Here is a 16,881-nt window from a genome sequence, read left to right as displayed (position 1 = left end):
ACCAGCCGGTTCATCACAGCGCTTCCTGTTCCCGTCGATAGGCGTAGGTATCGGCGAAGCGCGAGAGCAAGAATTCGGCGCAGGTGGTGGCCGGATACTTTGCCGAATGCCGTTCATCCTGACAGCCGGGCAGGCATTCGATGACCGTGTCGGGGTGCGGCTCGGCGAAGAACGGCATCGAATAACGGTCCACGCCCAGCGGGCTGATCACCCGGTGCGGCGTTGACAGGTAACGGTCGTTGCTCCAGCGCGCCATCATGTCGCCGAGGTTGACCACGAACGTGCCGTCGATCGGCGGTGCATCGATCCACTCGCCTTTAACGTTTCGCACTTGCAGGCCGCCGGCGGCATCCTGATACAGCAGGGTGATACAGCCGTAATCGGTGTGGGCGCCGGCGCCTTGTTGCTCTTCGGAACTGGCGGTGTGGCGCGGTGGGTAATGAATCATCCGCAGCACGCTGACCGGCTCAACGAAGCGGCTGTCGAAAAAGTCGCGCTCGATGCCCAGCGCCACGGTTATGGCCCGTAACAGGGTTAGGGCCAAGGCCTGCATGTCGACGTAGTGCTGCTCCATCAGCAATTCCCAGCCGGGCATCGACGGATGACGGTTGGGGCCGCGCAGCGGTTTTTCCGCCAGCACGTCAGGGTGATCGGCCGGCAGGTGCAGGCCCATGTCGAAGGTTTCTTTCAGGTCGCTGGGTTTGCTCGGGTCGAGTTGTTCAGTGGCGATGGCGCCATAACCGCGGTGGTGACGGGTTTGGGTGATGTCGATCTTGAGTTTTTCGGCGGCGGGCAGGGCGAAGAAACGTTGGGCACTGTCGAGTACGGCGTTAATGCGCGACCGACTGATCGGGTGGCCCTTGATGTAGAAAAAGCCCCACTCGCGGCAGGCGTGGTCGATTTGCGTGGCGATTGATTGCCAGTCACTTGCGTCTTCGCTGTAGAGCGGGCTGATGTCGATGATCGGGAGCTGGTTCATGCGCAGTCCTATAGAACGCTGGAAATCCAATGTGGGAGCGGGCTTGCTCGCGAAGACGGCAGAACATTCAACATGGATGTTGGCTGACACACCGCCTTCGCGAGCAAGTCGAATCGTCGCACCGCCGCTCCCACAAGGGTTTTGTGTTTGGCTCTGGGACTACTTCGGAATGTCAGCCTTCATGCCTTCAACGTAGTAGTTCATCGATGCCAGCTCCGCATTGCTCGCCGTCGCGCCCGCCGCAATCTTCTCGACGCCTGCCTGATCCTTGATCGGTCCGGTGAACGGGTGGAAAGCACCGCTTTTGATGTCGGCAATGATCTGCTCTGCCTCGGCTTTCACCGGTGCGGGCACCAGATCGCTGATCGGCAACTCAACCGTACCTTCCTGCAAACCACCCCAGTAATCCTGCGATTTCCACAGGTGGTCGAGTACGCTTTGGGTCGCCTGAATGTAGTGCGGGCCCCAGTCGTTGACGATGGACGTCAGCACCGCTTTCGGCCCGAAGTGCGCCATGTCCGAAGCGTAGCCCACGGCATACACGCCGCGACGTTCAGCCGCCTGGATCGGCGCCGGGCTGTCGGTGTGCTGGAACACCACGTCCACGCCCTGATCGATCAACGCATTGGCGGCATCCGCCTCTTTGCCCGGATCGAACCAGGAGTTGACCCACACCACTTTGATCTCGGTGCCCGGGTTGTATTTGTTCAGGGCCAGTTGAATGGCGTTGATGTCGCGGATCACTTCCGGGATCGGGAAGGACGCGACGTAACCGATCTTCTTGGTCTTGGTCATCTTCGCCGCAAGGAAACCGCCGACGTAGCGACCTTCATACGTGCGCGCCAGATAGGTGCCGAGGTTCTTGTCCTGCTTGTAGCCGGTGGCGTGTTCGAAGGTCACCATGGGAAATTGTTTGGCGACTTTCAGGGTCGGGTTCATGTAGCCGAAGGACGTGGTGAAGATCAGGTCGTACTTGTCCTTGGCCATGTTGCGGATCACCCGCTCGGCGTCGGCGCCTTCAGCGACGTTTTCCACATAGTTGGTGGTGATCTGGTTGCCGAATTTTTCGGCCAGCGCCTTGCGCCCTTGTTCATGCTGATACGTCCAGCCGTGATCGCCAATCGGACCGATGTAGACGAAGCCGACTTTCAGCGGGTCGGCGGCACTGGCAGTCAGGCTTGCGCTCAGACCGATGGCCGCGGCGACGGCGCAAAGCAGCTTCTTCAACGGACGTTTGTGCATGAATCCACTCCCTATTGTTTTGAGGTTGGAGGGGGTAATGCAAATTGCTGACCAACAGGACAACAAAATCGTCGAAACCGTGGTGAAGCCTTCGCGAGCAAGCCCGCTCCCACAGGAGAACGCATTCCAATGTGGGAGCGGGCTTGCTCGCGAAGAGGCCCGCAAGACCAATAAAAGTGCATCCCCCCGAACCTGTTGCCATCCACTGGTGCGCTAAGGTGTAACGAAACGTTAGCGCCGCCCCGCAGTCAGTAGCTCATCATCCTGGTTTCGCTTCACACGGCAAAAAGGCCCGCAATGCTCACACTCCTCAAGCAAGAAAAGTTTCTGCTGCTGGCCGTGATCGCCGCCGCCGTCGCCTACCCGCTGGAGCACTGGATGCTGCACAGCGGCCAACCCATCGCGTTGACCGCCGGCCTCGTACTGATCGCCTTCATCGTCGTTGCCTCCATGCGCGTCGCCCATCACGCCGAACTGCTCGCAGAAAAAGTCGGCGACCCTTACGGCACGATGATCCTGACCCTGGCCGCCGTGCTGGTGGAAGTGGTGATCCTGGCGATCATGATGAGCAACGAAGCCTCGCCGACTCTGGTACGCGACACGATTTATTCGGCGGTGATGCTCGACATCAACGGCATCCTCGGCCTCGCTGCGTTGATGGGTGGGCTCAAGCACGGCGAACAGTCCTACAACGACGATTCGGCCCGCAGTTACAGCGTGATGATTCTCACCGCCATGGGCGTTTCCATGGTGGTGCCGGAGTTCATCCCCGAGGGCAGCTGGAAACTCTATTCGGCGTTCACCATTGGTGCGATGGTCGTGCTCTACACCCTGTTCCTGCGCATGCAGGTCGGGCCGCACAGTTATTTCTTCAGCTACAGCTACCCGGAAAAACGTCGCAAGAAAGCCCCGGAGGAAGACCCTGAACCGGTCAATCTGGTGCTGAGTATTGGCACGTTGGTGTTTGGCGTGGTGGTGATCGGCGCCTTGGCCGAGGTGATGTCCAAGACCCTCGATCTGGGCCTCGAAGGGACGGGCGCACCGCCGGTGATCACGGCGATCCTGGTGGCGGCAATCTCGGCGGCGCCGGAAATTCTGACCGCGTTGCGGGCGGCACTGGCCAACCGCATGCAGTCTGTGGTCAACATCGCCATGGGCGCGTCACTGTCGACGGTCATCCTGACTGTGCCGGTGATGGAAGCGATGGCGCTCTACACCGGCCAGCCGTTCCAGATGGCGATGACCCCGGTGCAGACCGTGATGGTCTTCCTCACCCTGATCGTTAGCGCGATCAACCTCAACGATGGCGAAACCAACGCCATCGAAGGCATGACTCACTTTGTGCTGTTTGCGACCTTCATCATGTTGTCGCTGTTGGGCCTTTGAGCCCTAAACAAAACCAATGTGGGAGCGGGCTTGCTCGCGAAAGCGGTGTGTCAGCCAACAAATATGTTGAATGTCAGTCCGCATTCGCGAGCAAGCCCGCTCCCACAGTTTTTGATGTGTGTTGTATCAGGTACCTGCAATCAACTGCCGAGCCGCCTGGCTGTGATCGGCAATCAACCCTTTCAGGTCCAGCCCTTCAACCTGCCCATCAATCACCCGCCATTTGCCACCAACCATCACCCGATCCGCCCGATCAGCGCCGCATAGCAGCAATGCTGACACCGGATCATGACTACCGGAAAACCGCAGCTCATCGAGCTTGAACAGCGCCAGGTCCGCCTGCTTGCCCACCGCCAGTTCGCCGATATCAGTACGCCCGAGCACACTCGCCGAACCCTTGGTCGCCCAACCCAAAACCAATTCCGGCGTGATCTTCTCGGCGCCATAACGCAGCCGCTGAATGTACAGCGCCTGACGGGTTTCCAGCATCATGTTCGACGCATCGTTGGACGCCGAACCATCCACGCCCAAGCCCAGCAATGCACCCGCAGCGGTCAGGTCCAGCGTCGGGCAGATGCCGGAAGCCAGACGCATGTTCGAACTCGGGCAATGGCAAATGCCGGTGCCGGCGGCGCCGAGACGAGCGATTTCGTCCGGGTTGAAGTGGATGCCGTGAGCCAGCCAGGTGCGCGGGCCGAGCCAGCCGACGCTGTCGAGGTAATCCACAGTGCGCAGGCCGAAGCGTTGCAGGCAGAAGTCTTCTTCGTCGAGGGTTTCGGCCAGATGGGTGTGCAGGCGCACGTCGAGTTTGTTCGCCAGTTCGGCGCTGGCGGACATGATTTGCGGGGTCACCGAGAACGGTGAGCAGGGGGCGAGGGCGATCTGGATTTGCGCGCCTTCGCCACGCTCGTGGTACTCGCCGATCAAGCGTTGGCTGTCGGCGAGGATCACTTCGCCTTCCTGCACGGTTTGCTGCGGCGGCAGGCCGCCGTCCTTTTCGCCAAGGCTCATGGAACCGCGCGTCAGCATGGCGCGCATGCCCAGTTCGCGGACGCTCTCGACCTGCACGTCGATCGCATTTTCCAGGCCTTGCGGAAACAGGTAATGGTGATCGGCGGCGGTGGTGCAGCCGGACAGCAGCAATTCGGCCAACGCGACTTTGCTGGCGAGGGCGAGTTTTTCAGGGGTGAGGCGGGCCCAGACCGGGTAGAGGGTTTTCAGCCACGGGAACAACGGCTGATTGACCACCGGCGCCCAGGCGCGGGTCAGGGTTTGATAGAAGTGGTGATGGGTGTTGATCAGTCCCGGGAGGATCACATGCTCGCGGGCATCGAAGACTTGTCCACAGGGCGCGGAAGGTTGCTGGCCGGCGGCGAGCACTTCGACGATCAAACCGTCTTGCAGCACCAGGCCGCCACGGGCATCGAGGCCATTGGCAGTGAAGATCGCAAGGGGATTTTTTAACCAGGTACGGGTCGCAGGCATGTTGGCCGGCTCCTCTGAAAGTGGGGTTCAGGTTAGCCAGCTCAGTGATTACCCTGTCTGCTGATCCAGGGTCGCCGCGGGGACGAGGTGCGGAGTTTCAAACAAATCCAGCCGGCGGGCAAGCCTTGCCCGACCATATGATGCAAAACCCCATGTGGGAGCGGGCTTGCTCGCGAATGCGGTGCGTCATGCAACATTGATGTTGACTGACACTCCCTCTTCGCGAGCAAGCCCGCTCCCACAGTAGACGATGGGTTACCAAGGAATGGTTTCACCCCGGTAATTCACAAAATGATGCCCGCCCTTGCCGGTATACGCATTCACCTGATCGACCAACCCACGCGTGCTGGTGTCCACATCAATGTCGGCACCTTCACCGCCCATGTCGGTCTTCACCCAACCCGGATGCAGCGACAGCACGGTGAGTTTCTGTTCGCCCAACTGAGTGACGAAGCTATTGGTCATCGAGTTCAACGCCGCTTTGCTCGCCTTGTACAACGCCAGCTCCGGCGCATCCGGCATGGTCACGCTGCCCAGCACCGAACTCATGAACGCCAGCACGCCGCTGTCCGCACGAATCTGCCCGACAAAACGCTGGGCCAGATTGATTGGCGCCACCGCATTGGTGAAGAACAGTTGCCCGACTTCGGCCAGCGTCGCGCCGCCCGGTGTTTGAACGTCCGGGCCTTTAACCCCGGCATTCACGAACAACAGATCGAACACTTCGCCCTTGAGCTGCTGGCTCAGAGCGATGACCGCTTGCTGATCGTCCATGTCGAGTTTTTCGATCCGCACCTTGCCCAAGGCCTGCAAGGCTTCGGCGTTCTGCGGGTTGCGCACGGTGGCGGTGACCTGCCAACCGTCGGCCAGCAGGGTTTTCACCAGACCGAGGCCCAGGCCTCGGGAGGCGCCGATGATGAGTGCGGTTTTTGCCGTAGACATAAGTGGCTTCCTTGATAAATGAGGATCACGGATTCAATGGACAACGCTGACCGAGCCGTTGCTGCAACTCCTGACGCAGCGCGCCGAGTTCGTCGATTCGGGTTTCGATCAGTTTGAGTTTGTCTTGCAGCAATTGCGTGACGGCGCTGTCGGGATCGGGCGACTGCGATATCGCGGCGACGCTGTTGCCGATCTCGCCGAGGGTAAAGCCCAATCGCTGAGCGGTCTTGATGTACAGCACCAGTTGCACCATGTCCGCCGGATAGTCGCGATAACCGTTGGCGCTGCGTTGCGCCGCAATCAATCCGCGCTGCTCGTAGAAACGCAGCGTGTCGCGGCTGACGGCGCTGGCCTGGGCTAATTCACCGATGCGCATCATGACTTCTCGAGAGGGCTTGACCCTGGAGCATACTCCAGGCTTTAGCCTTGTTGCTCCCTGAATTTATGGAGCAAAACGGATGTGGACTTCAACGCAATATCGCCGGTTGGTGAAGGGTAGTGCCTGGTATGACTTGATCGTGACGGCGGCGTTTGTCACGCCGTGGAGCTTTGCGGCGTTGCATGCCGTTTTGTCGAGTGTGAGTCAGGCGTTCAATTTGTCCGGCGAGTTGCCGCCGTTTGAGCCGATGCACTTGCTGATGGCCAATCTGTTTGGGTCGATTGTCTGCGTGTGGGCGGTGCTGCGGATTCGTGATCCGCAGCAGGTGTATGGGCGGTATGACGCCGTCGGTAGATTTCTGTTTTCGGCTTGGCAGCTCTATGCCTTGCTCCATGGCGCCAGTTCGCTGTTGGCAATTTTCCTGTTCTTTGAATTGGCGTGGGGCGTGGCTCAGGTGTTGCCTGTTCGGGAGCATTCGCGGGCAAGCCCGCTCCCACAGTGACCGAGTTGCCCGCAGGATTATTGGTCGCTGCAGAACCCTGTGGGAGCGAGCCTGCTCGCGATGGGGCCGGTGCAGACAACCACTAATGCCCGGCCTGCCACGGTTTCCCCAACGACACCGGCGCATACAACCGCGTACGCAGCGCATCCCGCGACAGCAGCACCAACACCACAATGGTCGCCACATACGGCAGCATCGCCAGCAGACTCGACGGAATCGCCAGCCCCAATCCCTGCGCCACCAAATGCAGGATGCTGGCGAGTCCGAACAGATACGCCCCCAGCAGCAATCGCCACACCCGCCAACTGGCAAACACCACCAGTGCCAAGGCAATCCAGCCACGCCCGGCGCTCATGTTCTCCGCCCACATCGGGGTATAAGCCAGCGACAAATAAGCCCCGGCCAATCCAGCCATCGCCCCGCCAAACAGCACCGCCAGCGTGCGCACGCCCAACACCGGTAAACCCATCGCACTGGCCGCGTCCGGATTTTCGCCGACCGCCTGAATGATCAGCCCGACGCGACTTTTCACCATCACCCAGGCCACCAGCGCAAACAGCGCGAACGACACATACACCAGCAGATCCTGTGCAAACAGCATCCGTCCGATCAGCGGGATTTCACTCAAATAAGGAATCGCCACCGGCTCAAAACCTGCCAGCGGTTTACCGACCCACGCCGCGCCAACAAACGTCGACAGGCCTACGCCGAAGATCGTCAGCGCCAACCCGGTGGCCACCTGATTGGCGTTGAACACCAGCGCCACCAGCGCAAACAACGACGACAACAGCATCCCGGCAAGCATCGCCAGCAACACGCCGAGCCACAGGTTGCCGCTGCTCAACGCGACGATAAAACCGATCACCGCCCCAAACAGCATCATCCCTTCCTGGCCGAGGTTCAGAACGCCGCTCTTCTCGCAGATCAGTTCACCTAGAGCCACCAACAGCAGCGGCGTACCGCAACGGACCATGGCGTAGAAAATATTGCTCAACAGATCGATATCCATCACAGCACTCCTGCGTGTACGGCGGTGGCTGGTGCACGACGGGACCAACGCAGGTTCAAACGCGGCCGATAGAGAATCAGCACGTCACTGGCCAGCAGGAAAAACAGCATCATGCCCTGGAACAACTGGGTGATGGCTTGCGGCAGATTCATGCTCATTTGCGCGCTCTCGCCGCCGATGTACAGCAGCGCCATCAACAGGCTGGAAAACAGAATGCCGATGGGATTGAGTCGCCCGAGAAACGCCACAGTGATCGCGGCATAGCCATAACCGGGCGAGACTTGCGGCACCAATTGGCCGATCGGCCCGGTGACTTCGCACACACCGGCCAGCCCCGCCAATCCTCCGCTGATCAACAGCGCCAGCCAGATCAGCCGCTTCTCGCGAAAGCCGACGAACCTCGCTGCGCGCTTGTCCAGCCCGAGCACTTTGATCTGGAACCCGATAAAACTTTTCTGCAACAACACCCACACCGCGACCAACGCGAGCAAGGCGAAATACACGCCCACGTGGACCCGGCCGTCCTCCATCAGCAACGGCAAACGGCTGGCATCACCGAACATCGCCGACTCCGGAAAGTTGAATCCCGCCGGATCCTTCAGCGGCCCATGCACACAGAACAGCAACAGGTTCAGGGCGATGTAATTGAGCATGATGCTGGTGAGAATTTCATTGGCATTGAAACGCGTGCGCAACCACGCCGTCAGCCCGGCCCACGCGGCACCGGCCAGGGTACCGACGAGCAGGATCAGCACCAGCGCCCAGCGACTTTGCAGGTCGATGATGTTCACCGCCAATGCACTGCCGGCCAGCGCACCAAGCAGCAACTGACCTTCGGCGCCGATGTTCCAGATTCGTGCTTGGTACGCCACCGCCAGCCCCAACGCGCAGAGCAAAATCGGCAGCGCTTTGACCAGCAACTCGGAGACGCCGTACAGGTCGCTGATCGGTGCGATGAGCAACGTGTGCAAGGTCAGTAACGGGTCATGCCCCAGTGCGACAAACAGCAGTGAGCCACAGCCCAACGTCAGGACAGCCGCCAGCAACGGCGAGCACCACAGCATCAGGCGCGATTGCTGGCCACGGGGTTCGAGAGAAAGCAGCATGTGAAACTCCGTTAAACCGTTGCGGGTGCGAGTGATTGAGGGGCGTCGAACTGGCCGGCCATCCAGCCGCCGACATCGATCAGGCGCGTGTCGACCGTGGCCTTGAGCGGCGACAATCGACCGCTGCACAACGCGCCGAGGCGGTCGCTGATCTGGAACAGTTCGTCGAGGTCTTCGGAGATCACCAGGATCGCCGCGCCAGCGGCGCGCAAGGCAATCAGCGCCCGGTGAATGGTCGCGGCGGCGCCGACGTCCACGCCCCAGGTCGGGTGCGCGGCCACCAGCAGTTTCGGTTGTTGGAGGATCTCGCGGCCGAGGATGAATTTCTGCAAGTTGCCGCCAGACAGGCTGCGGGCCGGTGTCTGGCTATCGGGTGTCTTGACCCCGAAGCGGCGGATGATTTCTTCGGCCAGCGCTTCGACCTTGCCGCGCTGGATCAGACCATTACTGACCAGCCCTTGTTGAAAGGCAGTGAGCAGGGCGTTGTCCGCCAGGCTCAGGTCCGGCACCGCGCCATGGCCCAGACGTTCAGCGGGGACGAAGGCCAGGCCCAGTTTGCGCCGTGCGTCCGGCCGCAAGTGCGCCACCGGTTGCCCGGCGAAACTGATCGTTGCGCCGTCGTTGCGGCTGAGCGGTTCTTCGCCGCTGAGCAGGGCCAACAACTCATCCTGACCATTGCCGGCGACCCCGGCGATGCCGACGATTTCGCCGCTGCGTACTTCAAGCTCGATGTCCTTCAGCGAACAGCCGAACGGATCGGGGTTGTGCCAGGACAATCCCGTCACATTCAGGAACGCATTAGCGCCAATGACTTTCGGATAGTCCGTAATCAGCGCAGCGGCGTCACCGACCATCAACTGCGCCAGTTGCCGATCCGAACACTCGGCCGGCACGCAATGCCCGGCCACCCGACCGCCGCGCAACACCGTGGCGCTGTGGCACAACGCGCGAACTTCACCGAGTTTGTGGCTGATAAACAGAATGCTGCAGCCCTCGGCGGAGAGTCGGCGCAAGGTGACGAACAAATCGTCGGCCTCCTGCGGAGTCAGCACCGAGGTTGGCTCGTCGAGAATCAGCAGGCGGATGTCCTGCATCAGGCAACGAATGATTTCCACCCGCTGGCGTTCACCGATCGACAGGCTGTGGACAAGTCGCTCCGGCTCCAACGCCATGCCATAGCGCCGGGACACTTCACGAATCTTGGGCTCAAGCTGTTTCGGTGTACCCGCCGCCGCGCCCAACGCCAAGGCAATGTTCTGCGCCACGCTCAACGTCTCGAACAACGAGAAATGCTGAAACACCATGCCGATTCCCAGCTCCCGAGCCTGGGCCGGGTTGCGCAGGGTCACGCGTTGCCCTTGCCAGATCATCTCGCCCGAGTCCGCGTGGGTGACGCCGTAGATGATCTTCATCAGCGTACTTTTGCCCGCGCCGTTTTCGCCGAGCAGGGCGTGGATTTCGCCGGGTGCAATGCTCAGGTCGATGGCATCGTTGGCCAGGCAACCGGGGTAGCGCTTGCTGATGTTGCGCAGTTGCAGGCGAGGTGTTGGATCGAGGATCGGCACGGGGTTGGGCATGACAGGCTCGGGTCGATTGAAGTGATGCCTGTGGACAAAGCAATTTCCTGGCCATTGAGTCAGGAAAAATCAAATACGTTGCAGATAAAGGCTTTGAGGGCGGCGCCTCGCCCTATGTCGATCCCGAACCAGGCACCACTTGAGGGCAAAGCCGTTGATCAGGCTCCGGTTTTGCTCAAGGGGTTTGGTCAAAAAACAAGCAACCGACTGCAAGCCATGCCGGACATGGGGCGGCGACAGCCATGAACGGGTTATCCACAGATTGCTCCACAGTATTTGTGCGCAAGCCCGAAGGTCGGGCATAAGCACTGTGTGGCTTTCTTCTAATGGTGATAAACCGCGTTAACTGATTGTTTTTACGTGGATTTATCTTTTTTGATGACGGATTGGACGAAAAGTGAGCAAAGCCCGCAAAGCCGCGTGACAGAAGGGTTACAGCCGGGTGTGCTCAGGTTATCCACAGCCGGGTGCACAGTAGATGTGGGCAAATGCACCGGTTCGACGAAAGGGCGGTGAACGTTGTTGGTGCGATTAGTGCTGCAACAAAATGCGTCCGCGGCTCAAGCCTGCCAGCTGCGTTTGCAGGGTGTCGATCTGGCTTTCGCCGATAGCCAATCGCAGGTCTACGCCGTTGGCCGTGAACGTTTCTTCCACAACCAGTCCACCCAGTTCCGCCACCCGAAGCTTCACCAACGGCAACTCTGCAAAAGCACAGGCACAACTCACCGGCACCCGACTGATCAGTTCAACCTTTGCCGCTGCTTGCAGGCACTTGTTGGCGCCGCCGCCATACGCCCGGGCGAGGCCCCCGGTGCCGAGTTGAATGCCGCCATACCAACGAATCACCAGCACCGCGACCTGATCGCAATCCTGAGCTTCGATTGCCGCCAGAATCGGCCGGCCAGCGGTGCCGCCGGGCTCGCCATCGTCAGTGCTGCGGTAGTGGTCGCCAAGCTTCCAGGCCCAGCAATTGTGCGAGGCATTCAAATCGCTGTGCTGTTCGATGAACGCCTGGGCTTCAGCAGGGCTGCTGATCGGTGCGGCGAAAGTGATGAAGCGGCTTTTGCGAATCTCTTCGCGGTACTCGCAAAAACCGCTGAGGGTAAAAGGCATAAGTGTCTTAGATCGTTGGCGTCAGGCCGCAGCCCTTGAGAATGATGCGGATCAGGTTGTTGCCGGCGTCTTCCATGTCTTGCTTGGTCAACTTGGTGCGACCGGTGACACGGCAGATCTGCGTCGCGAAATCGGCGTAATGCTGAGTGCTGCCCCACAACAGGAAGATCAGGTTCACCGGGTCGACCGGGTCCATTTTTCCGGCGTCGATCCAGGCCTGGAACACGCCCGCCCGACCCTGGAACCAGGCGCGATAATCCTGGTTGAAGTACTCGGTCAGGCATTCGCCGCCGCTGATCACTTCCATCGCGAAGATCCGCGAGGCTTGCGGCTGACGACGGGAGAATTCCATCTTGGCGCGGATGTAACGCGTCAGCGCTTCGGCCGGGTCATCTTCGGCAGTCAGGGTGTTGAAGGTGCTGTCCCACAGCTGGAGGATGTTGCTCAACACCGCCACGTACAAACCGAGTTTGTTGGTGAAGTAGTAATGCAGATTCGCCTTGGGCAACCCGGCATTCAGGGCGATGGTGTTCATGCTGGTGCCTTTGAACCCGTGACGGGCGAACTCGTCTTCGGCGGCTTTGATGATGGTCTCTTCGTTCTTCTGACGAATGCGGCTAGCAGGTTTGCCGCCGTGAGCGGGGACTTCAAAGGTCATAGGCACTTCCGAACAAGTGAGTGGGTGCAACCAGTGCGTTGATAGCGCACCCACCGGCATCAGACAAGTCCTGATGCGATAAAACCTACCCCCATCTCTGTAGGAGCAAAGCTTGCTCGCGATGACGGCAGGCCAGTCATCACTAATGTTGAATGTTACGCCGCCATCGTCGGAACGCCGCCCGGAGCAAGCTTTGCTCCTACAGGGATTGGGGTGGTTAGCGTGTGGCGGCCAGGCTTTCGAGGAAGCTTTCCAGCACCAAATGCGGACGACGGCCCTTGCGCGTGACCGATGCGAGGCTCAGGTCATAAAACCGCACCTTTGGTTTCAGCGCACGCAACCGGCCTTGCTGCACCCAGAGACTGGCGTAGTGGTCCGGCAGGTAGCCGATGAAGCGTCCGGTCAGGATCAGGAACGCCATGCCTTCACGGTCCGAGGCACTGGCGGTGCAATTGAGCGCCTGGTAATGGGCCTGGATTTCCGCGGGCAAACGGAAGGTCGGCGCGATGGCATCCTGGCTATTGAGGCGCTCGTCATCCAGTTGTTTATCGTCGACATAAAACAACGGATGACCGACCGCGCAATACAGTAGCGAGCGTTCGCTATAGAGCGGCTGATATTCCAGCCCCGACAGCGCGCTGGCCTGCGGCACCACGCCGACATGCAATCGACCGTCGAGCACGCCTTGTTCGACTTCATTGGGCGCGATCATGCGGATCTGAATCTGCACGTCGGGGCCGCGCTCCTTCAATTGCGCCAAGGCATGGGTGATACGCATGTGGGGCAGGGTGACCAGGTTGTCGGTCAGGCCGATGGTCAATTCGCCGCGCAGATGTTGGTGCAGGCCGTTGACCTCGGTGCGGAAACTTTCCAGCGCACTTAATAGCTGCAAGGCCGAGTGATAGACCTCGCGACCTTCTTCGGTCAGGGAAAACCCGGCGCGACCGCGTTGGCACAAGCGCAAACCCAGGCGCTGCTCCAGGTCGCTCATTTGCTGGCTGATGGCCGAGCGGCCGATCCCCAGCACCGATTCCGCTGCCGAGAAGCCGCCGCACTCCACGACGCTGCGGAAGATCCTCAATAAGCGGATATCAAAGTCACTGACTTGCGCCAGCGGATCGGGGCGACGGATGCTCATGCTCAAAACACTCAAAGTTTAGTGGTGGGCTGACTGAACGTTAGAAGAGTTGGATTTCACCGACTTTATCCCCGTGGCAATTTAGCTGCAAGAACGCTTTTGATCTCTATGCCGCTTATTGCCCTGCGAGGTTTTGCCCATGAACTTGCCTGAAAACAACCCGACGTCCCTGGCCAGCCAGCTCAAGCTCGATGCTCACTGGATGCCCTACACCGCCAACCGTAATTTCCAGCGCGATCCGCGACTGATCGTGGCGGCTGAAGGCAGTTGGCTGATCGATGACAAGGGCCGCAAGGTTTACGACTCGCTCTCCGGTTTGTGGACTTGCGGCGCCGGGCATACCCGCAAGGAAATTCAGGAAGCGGTCGCCAAACAATTAGGCACCCTCGATTACTCGCCAGGCTTCCAGTACGGCCATCCTCTGTCGTTCCAGCTGGCTGAGAAAATCACCGACCTGACCCCGGGCAATCTGAATCACGTGTTCTTCACTGACTCGGGTTCCGAGTGCGCTGACACCGCAGTGAAGATGGTTCGTGCTTACTGGCGTCTGAAAGGCCAGGCGACCAAGACCAAAATGATCGGCCGTGCCCGTGGTTATCACGGCGTAAACATCGCCGGCACCAGCCTCGGTGGCGTGAACGGCAACCGCAAAATGTTCGGTCAGGCGATGATGGACGTCGATCACCTGCCGCACACCTTGCTGGCGAGCAATGCCTATTCCCGTGGCATGCCGGAGCAGGGCGGTATCGCCCTGGCCGATGAACTGTTGAAGTTGATCGAGCTGCATGACGCCTCCAACATCGCCGCCGTGTTCGTCGAGCCATTGGCCGGTTCCGCTGGCGTACTGGTTCCGCCACAGGGTTACCTCAAGCGTCTGCGTGAGATCTGCGATCAGCACAACATCCTGCTGGTGTTCGACGAAGTGATCACTGGTTTCGGCCGTACCGGCAAAATGTTCGGTGCCGATACCTTTGGCGTAACCCCGGACCTGATGTGCATCGCCAAGCAAGTCACCAACGGCGCGATCCCGATGGGCGCGGTGATTGCCAGCTCCGAGATCTACCAGACCTTCATGAACCAGGCGACGCCGGAGTACGCGGTGGAATTCCCGCATGGCTACACCTATTCCGCGCACCCGGTGGCTTGTGCTGCTGGCCTGGCAGCACTCGATCTGCTGCAAAAGGAAAACCTGGTGCAGAGCGTGGCCGAAGTCGCACCGCATTTCGAAAATGCGCTGCACGGTCTGAAGGGCTCGAAAAACATCATCGATATTCGTAACTACGGCCTGGCCGGTGCGATCCAGATCGCACCGCGTGACGGCGACGCCATTGTGCGTCCGTTCGAAGCCGGCATGGCGCTGTGGAAAGCCGGGTTCTACGTGCGCTTCGGCGGCGACACCCTGCAGTTCGGCCCAACCTTCAACAGCAAGCCGCAAGACCTTGATCGTCTGTTCGACGCGGTCGGCGAAGTGCTGAACAAGATCGACTGATTTTTCCCTTCTATATAGAGGCGCCCGGTGACGGGTGCCTGTGGACAACTTTTCTGGAGCCCCGCATGAGCCTTATTCCGCATTTGATCAATGGCGAACTGGTGACCGAAGACGGTCGCACGGCCGACGTGTTCAACCCGTCCACCGGCCAGGCGATTCACAAGCTGCCATTGGCCAGCCGCGAAACCATTCAAAAAGCCATCGACTCGGCCAAGGCAGCGTTCCCGGCCTGGCGTAACACTCCGCCGGCCAAGCGCGCGCAGGTGATGTTCCGCTTCAAGCAATTGCTGGAGCAGAACGAAGCGCGGATCGCTCAGCTGATCAGCGAAGAGCACGGCAAAACCCTGGAAGACGCTGCCGGTGAACTGAAACGCGGAATCGAGAACGTCGAGTTCGCTTGCGCAGCGCCGGAAATCCTCAAGGGCGAATACAGCCGTAACGTTGGCCCGAACATTGATGCCTGGTCGGACTTCCAGCCGTTGGGTGTGGTGGCCGGTATTACGCCGTTCAACTTCCCTGCCATGGTGCCGCTGTGGATGTACCCGCTGGCGATCGTCTGCGGTAACTGCTTCATCCTCAAGCCTTCCGAGCGTGACCCAAGTTCGACGCTGTTGATTGCTCAACTGTTGATCGAGGCCGGTCTGCCTAAAGGTGTGCTGAGTGTGGTGCACGGCGACAAGGCTGCGGTGGACGCGCTGATCGAAGCGCCGGAAGTCAAAGCGTTGAGCTTCGTTGGTTCGACGCCGATTGCCGAATACATCTACGCCGAAGGCACCAAGCGCGGCAAACGCGTTCAGGCACTGGGTGGCGCGAAGAACCATGCGGTGTTGATGCCGGATGCGGATCTGGATAACGCGGTCAGCGCATTGATGGGCGCGGCGTATGGTTCTTGCGGTGAACGTTGCATGGCAATCTCGGTGGCTGTGTGCGTCGGTGACCAGGTGGCGGATGCGCTGGTGGCCAAGTTGGTACCGCAAATCAAGGCGCTGAAAATCGGTGCCGGTACTTCATGCGGTCTGGACATGGGGCCGCTGGTTTCCGGTCAGGCTCGGGACAAAGTCAGTGGCTATATAGCAGACGGTGTTTCGGCGGGTGCTTCTTTGGTGGTCGATGGTCGTGGTCTGAGCGTGGCGGGTCATGAGGAAGGTTTCTTCCTGGGTGGCTGCCTGTTTGATAACGTCACGCCAGAAATGCGCATCTATAAAGAAGAGATCTTCGGGCCTGTGCTTTGTGTTGTCCGGGTTAACAGCCTGGAAGAGGCAATGCAGCTGATCAACGATCACGAGTATGGCAACGGCACCTGCATCTTTACCCGTGATGGGGAAGCGGCGCGGTTGTTCTGCGACGAGATCGAAGTCGGTATGGTCGGCGTCAACGTACCGTTGCCGGTACCGGTGGCTTATCACAGCTTTGGCGGCTGGAAGCGCTCGCTGTTCGGCGACTTGCATGCGTATGGTCCGGATGGCGTGCGTTTCTACACCCGCCGCAAGGCCATTACCCAGCGCTGGCCACAACGAGCGAGCCATGAAGCTTCGCAGTTCGCATTCCCTAGCTTGTAAGTAGAAGGGAAGAAGGCCGGCCCCTTGGGGCCGGCCTTTGCGTTTAAGGGGCTTTTTTACCTATATGACAGAATTGTGAAGATAGGTGTTGACGGCAGATTCTGGAAGTCTATAATTCGCCCCACTTCCGGCGCAGTCGAAACGGAAAACTCCTTGGTAAACAATGGGTTACGCAGTTTTCGGCAACGAATTGCTTCAGGTCATCGAAGCCCAGAAGGAGTTGATCGGGCAGTCTGTTTTTGCCTAATTGACGATTCGATCTTCTCGGTCGAAAGCGGTGTAAAAGAGGTGTTGACAGCAGCGAGTAACGCTGTAGA

The 16,881-nt window shown here is 59.7% G+C and carries 16 protein-coding genes; 5 read left to right on the top strand and 11 right to left on the bottom strand.

Going from position 1 to position 16,881, the window contains the following annotated elements:
* Nucleotides 1–13 precede the first annotated feature (13 nt).
* The gene (locus KW848_RS27020) at nt 14–979 is read right to left on the bottom strand and encodes a 2-oxoglutarate and iron-dependent oxygenase domain-containing protein (RefSeq protein ID WP_218538614.1); all 966 of its coding nucleotides are present in this window, start codon (nt 977–979) and stop codon (nt 14–16) included.
* 159 nt (nt 980–1,138) lie between these two features.
* Nucleotides 1,139–2,221, bottom strand: a complete 1,083-nt coding sequence (locus KW848_RS27015; protein ID WP_192410063.1) for a BMP family ABC transporter substrate-binding protein — start codon at nt 2,219–2,221, stop codon at nt 1,139–1,141.
* Between the two features lie 297 nt (nt 2,222–2,518).
* On the opposite strand from KW848_RS27015, the gene KW848_RS27010 reads away from it, so the two are divergent.
* Nucleotides 2,519–3,607 carry a calcium:proton antiporter gene (locus KW848_RS27010; protein WP_218538613.1) on the top strand — a complete coding sequence of 363 codons (1,089 nt, stop codon included), beginning with the start codon at nt 2,519–2,521 and terminating at the stop codon, nt 3,605–3,607.
* A 126-nt stretch (nt 3,608–3,733) separates the two neighbouring features.
* Here KW848_RS27010 and KW848_RS27005 read toward each other — a convergent pair whose 3' ends face one another.
* From KW848_RS27005 to KW848_RS26995, 3 genes are all read right to left on the bottom strand, one after another.
* Nucleotides 3,734–5,092 carry an 8-oxoguanine deaminase gene (locus KW848_RS27005; RefSeq protein ID WP_218538612.1) on the bottom strand — a complete coding sequence of 453 codons (1,359 nt, stop codon included), beginning with the start codon at nt 5,090–5,092 and terminating at the stop codon, nt 3,734–3,736.
* A 255-nt stretch (nt 5,093–5,347) separates the two neighbouring features.
* Complete coding sequence (locus tag KW848_RS27000) at nt 5,348–6,034, bottom strand: SDR family oxidoreductase (RefSeq protein WP_218538611.1); 687 nt, start codon at nt 6,032–6,034, stop codon at nt 5,348–5,350.
* Nucleotides 6,035–6,059: 25 nt separating this feature from the next.
* Nucleotides 6,060–6,410, bottom strand: coding sequence for a MerR family transcriptional regulator (locus tag KW848_RS26995; RefSeq protein WP_218538672.1), 351 nt, complete (start codon nt 6,408–6,410; stop codon nt 6,060–6,062).
* Between the two features lie 82 nt (nt 6,411–6,492).
* Between KW848_RS26995 and KW848_RS26990 the strand changes: the two genes are divergently transcribed.
* Nucleotides 6,493–6,915 carry a hypothetical protein gene (locus KW848_RS26990; RefSeq protein WP_218538610.1) on the top strand — a complete coding sequence of 141 codons (423 nt, stop codon included), beginning with the start codon at nt 6,493–6,495 and terminating at the stop codon, nt 6,913–6,915.
* Between the two features lie 82 nt (nt 6,916–6,997).
* Here the strand turns inward: KW848_RS26990 and KW848_RS26985 are convergent, their stop codons facing one another.
* From KW848_RS26985 to KW848_RS26975, 3 genes are read right to left on the bottom strand one after another with little or no spacing between them, the layout of a single operon-like run.
* Nucleotides 6,998–7,924, bottom strand: coding sequence for an ABC transporter permease (locus KW848_RS26985; protein WP_218538609.1), 927 nt, complete (start codon nt 7,922–7,924; stop codon nt 6,998–7,000).
* A complete protein-coding gene (locus KW848_RS26980; RefSeq protein WP_218538608.1) occupies nt 7,924–9,030 on the bottom strand; it encodes an ABC transporter permease in 1,107 nt (368 codons plus the stop codon). The genes KW848_RS26985 and KW848_RS26980 overlap by 1 nt, the downstream gene beginning before the upstream one ends.
* 11 nt (nt 9,031–9,041) lie before the next feature.
* Nucleotides 9,042–10,607 (bottom strand): ABC transporter ATP-binding protein, encoded by a 1,566-nt coding sequence (locus tag KW848_RS26975; protein WP_218538607.1) that lies wholly within the window; start codon nt 10,605–10,607, stop codon nt 9,042–9,044.
* Nucleotides 10,608–10,637: 30 nt separating this feature from the next.
* Here KW848_RS26975 and KW848_RS26970 point away from each other — a divergent pair, with 30 nt between their 5' ends.
* Nucleotides 10,638–10,853: a hypothetical protein gene (locus KW848_RS26970; RefSeq protein WP_218538606.1), complete on the top strand. Its 216-nt coding sequence runs from the start codon at nt 10,638–10,640 to the stop codon at nt 10,851–10,853.
* Between the two features lie 285 nt (nt 10,854–11,138).
* Here KW848_RS26970 and KW848_RS26965 read toward each other — a convergent pair whose 3' ends face one another.
* The 3 genes from KW848_RS26965 to KW848_RS26955 all read right to left on the bottom strand — a co-directional run bounded on the left by KW848_RS26965 (nt 11,139) and on the right by KW848_RS26955 (nt 13,516).
* Nucleotides 11,139–11,720 (bottom strand): YigZ family protein, encoded by a 582-nt coding sequence (locus KW848_RS26965; protein WP_111449135.1) that lies wholly within the window; start codon nt 11,718–11,720, stop codon nt 11,139–11,141.
* A gap of 7 nt (nt 11,721–11,727) precedes the next feature.
* Nucleotides 11,728–12,378 (bottom strand): TetR/AcrR family transcriptional regulator, encoded by a 651-nt coding sequence (locus KW848_RS26960; RefSeq protein ID WP_102615727.1) that lies wholly within the window; start codon nt 12,376–12,378, stop codon nt 11,728–11,730.
* 217 nt (nt 12,379–12,595) lie between these two features.
* Nucleotides 12,596–13,516, bottom strand: a complete 921-nt coding sequence (locus KW848_RS26955) for a LysR family transcriptional regulator (RefSeq protein ID WP_192410073.1) — start codon at nt 13,514–13,516, stop codon at nt 12,596–12,598.
* A 139-nt stretch (nt 13,517–13,655) separates the two neighbouring features.
* Between KW848_RS26955 and KW848_RS26950 the strand changes: the two genes are divergently transcribed.
* Both KW848_RS26950 and KW848_RS26945 read left to right on the top strand, forming a co-directional pair.
* Nucleotides 13,656–15,005, top strand: coding sequence for an aspartate aminotransferase family protein (locus KW848_RS26950; protein ID WP_008156489.1), 1,350 nt, complete (start codon nt 13,656–13,658; stop codon nt 15,003–15,005).
* Nucleotides 15,006–15,070: 65 nt separating this feature from the next.
* On the top strand, nt 15,071–16,564 hold the full coding sequence (locus tag KW848_RS26945; RefSeq protein ID WP_218538605.1) for a CoA-acylating methylmalonate-semialdehyde dehydrogenase: 1,494 nt from the start codon (nt 15,071–15,073) through the stop codon (nt 16,562–16,564).
* Nucleotides 16,565–16,881: the final 317 nt, after the last annotated feature.

It is taken from the genome of Pseudomonas sp. PDM25 (assembly GCF_019219045.1).
In the GTDB taxonomy this organism is placed as follows: domain Bacteria; phylum Pseudomonadota; class Gammaproteobacteria; order Pseudomonadales; family Pseudomonadaceae; genus Aquipseudomonas.
The sequence above is the reverse complement of the archived record's forward strand: the minus strand, read 5'-3'. Positions and strand labels throughout refer to the sequence as shown.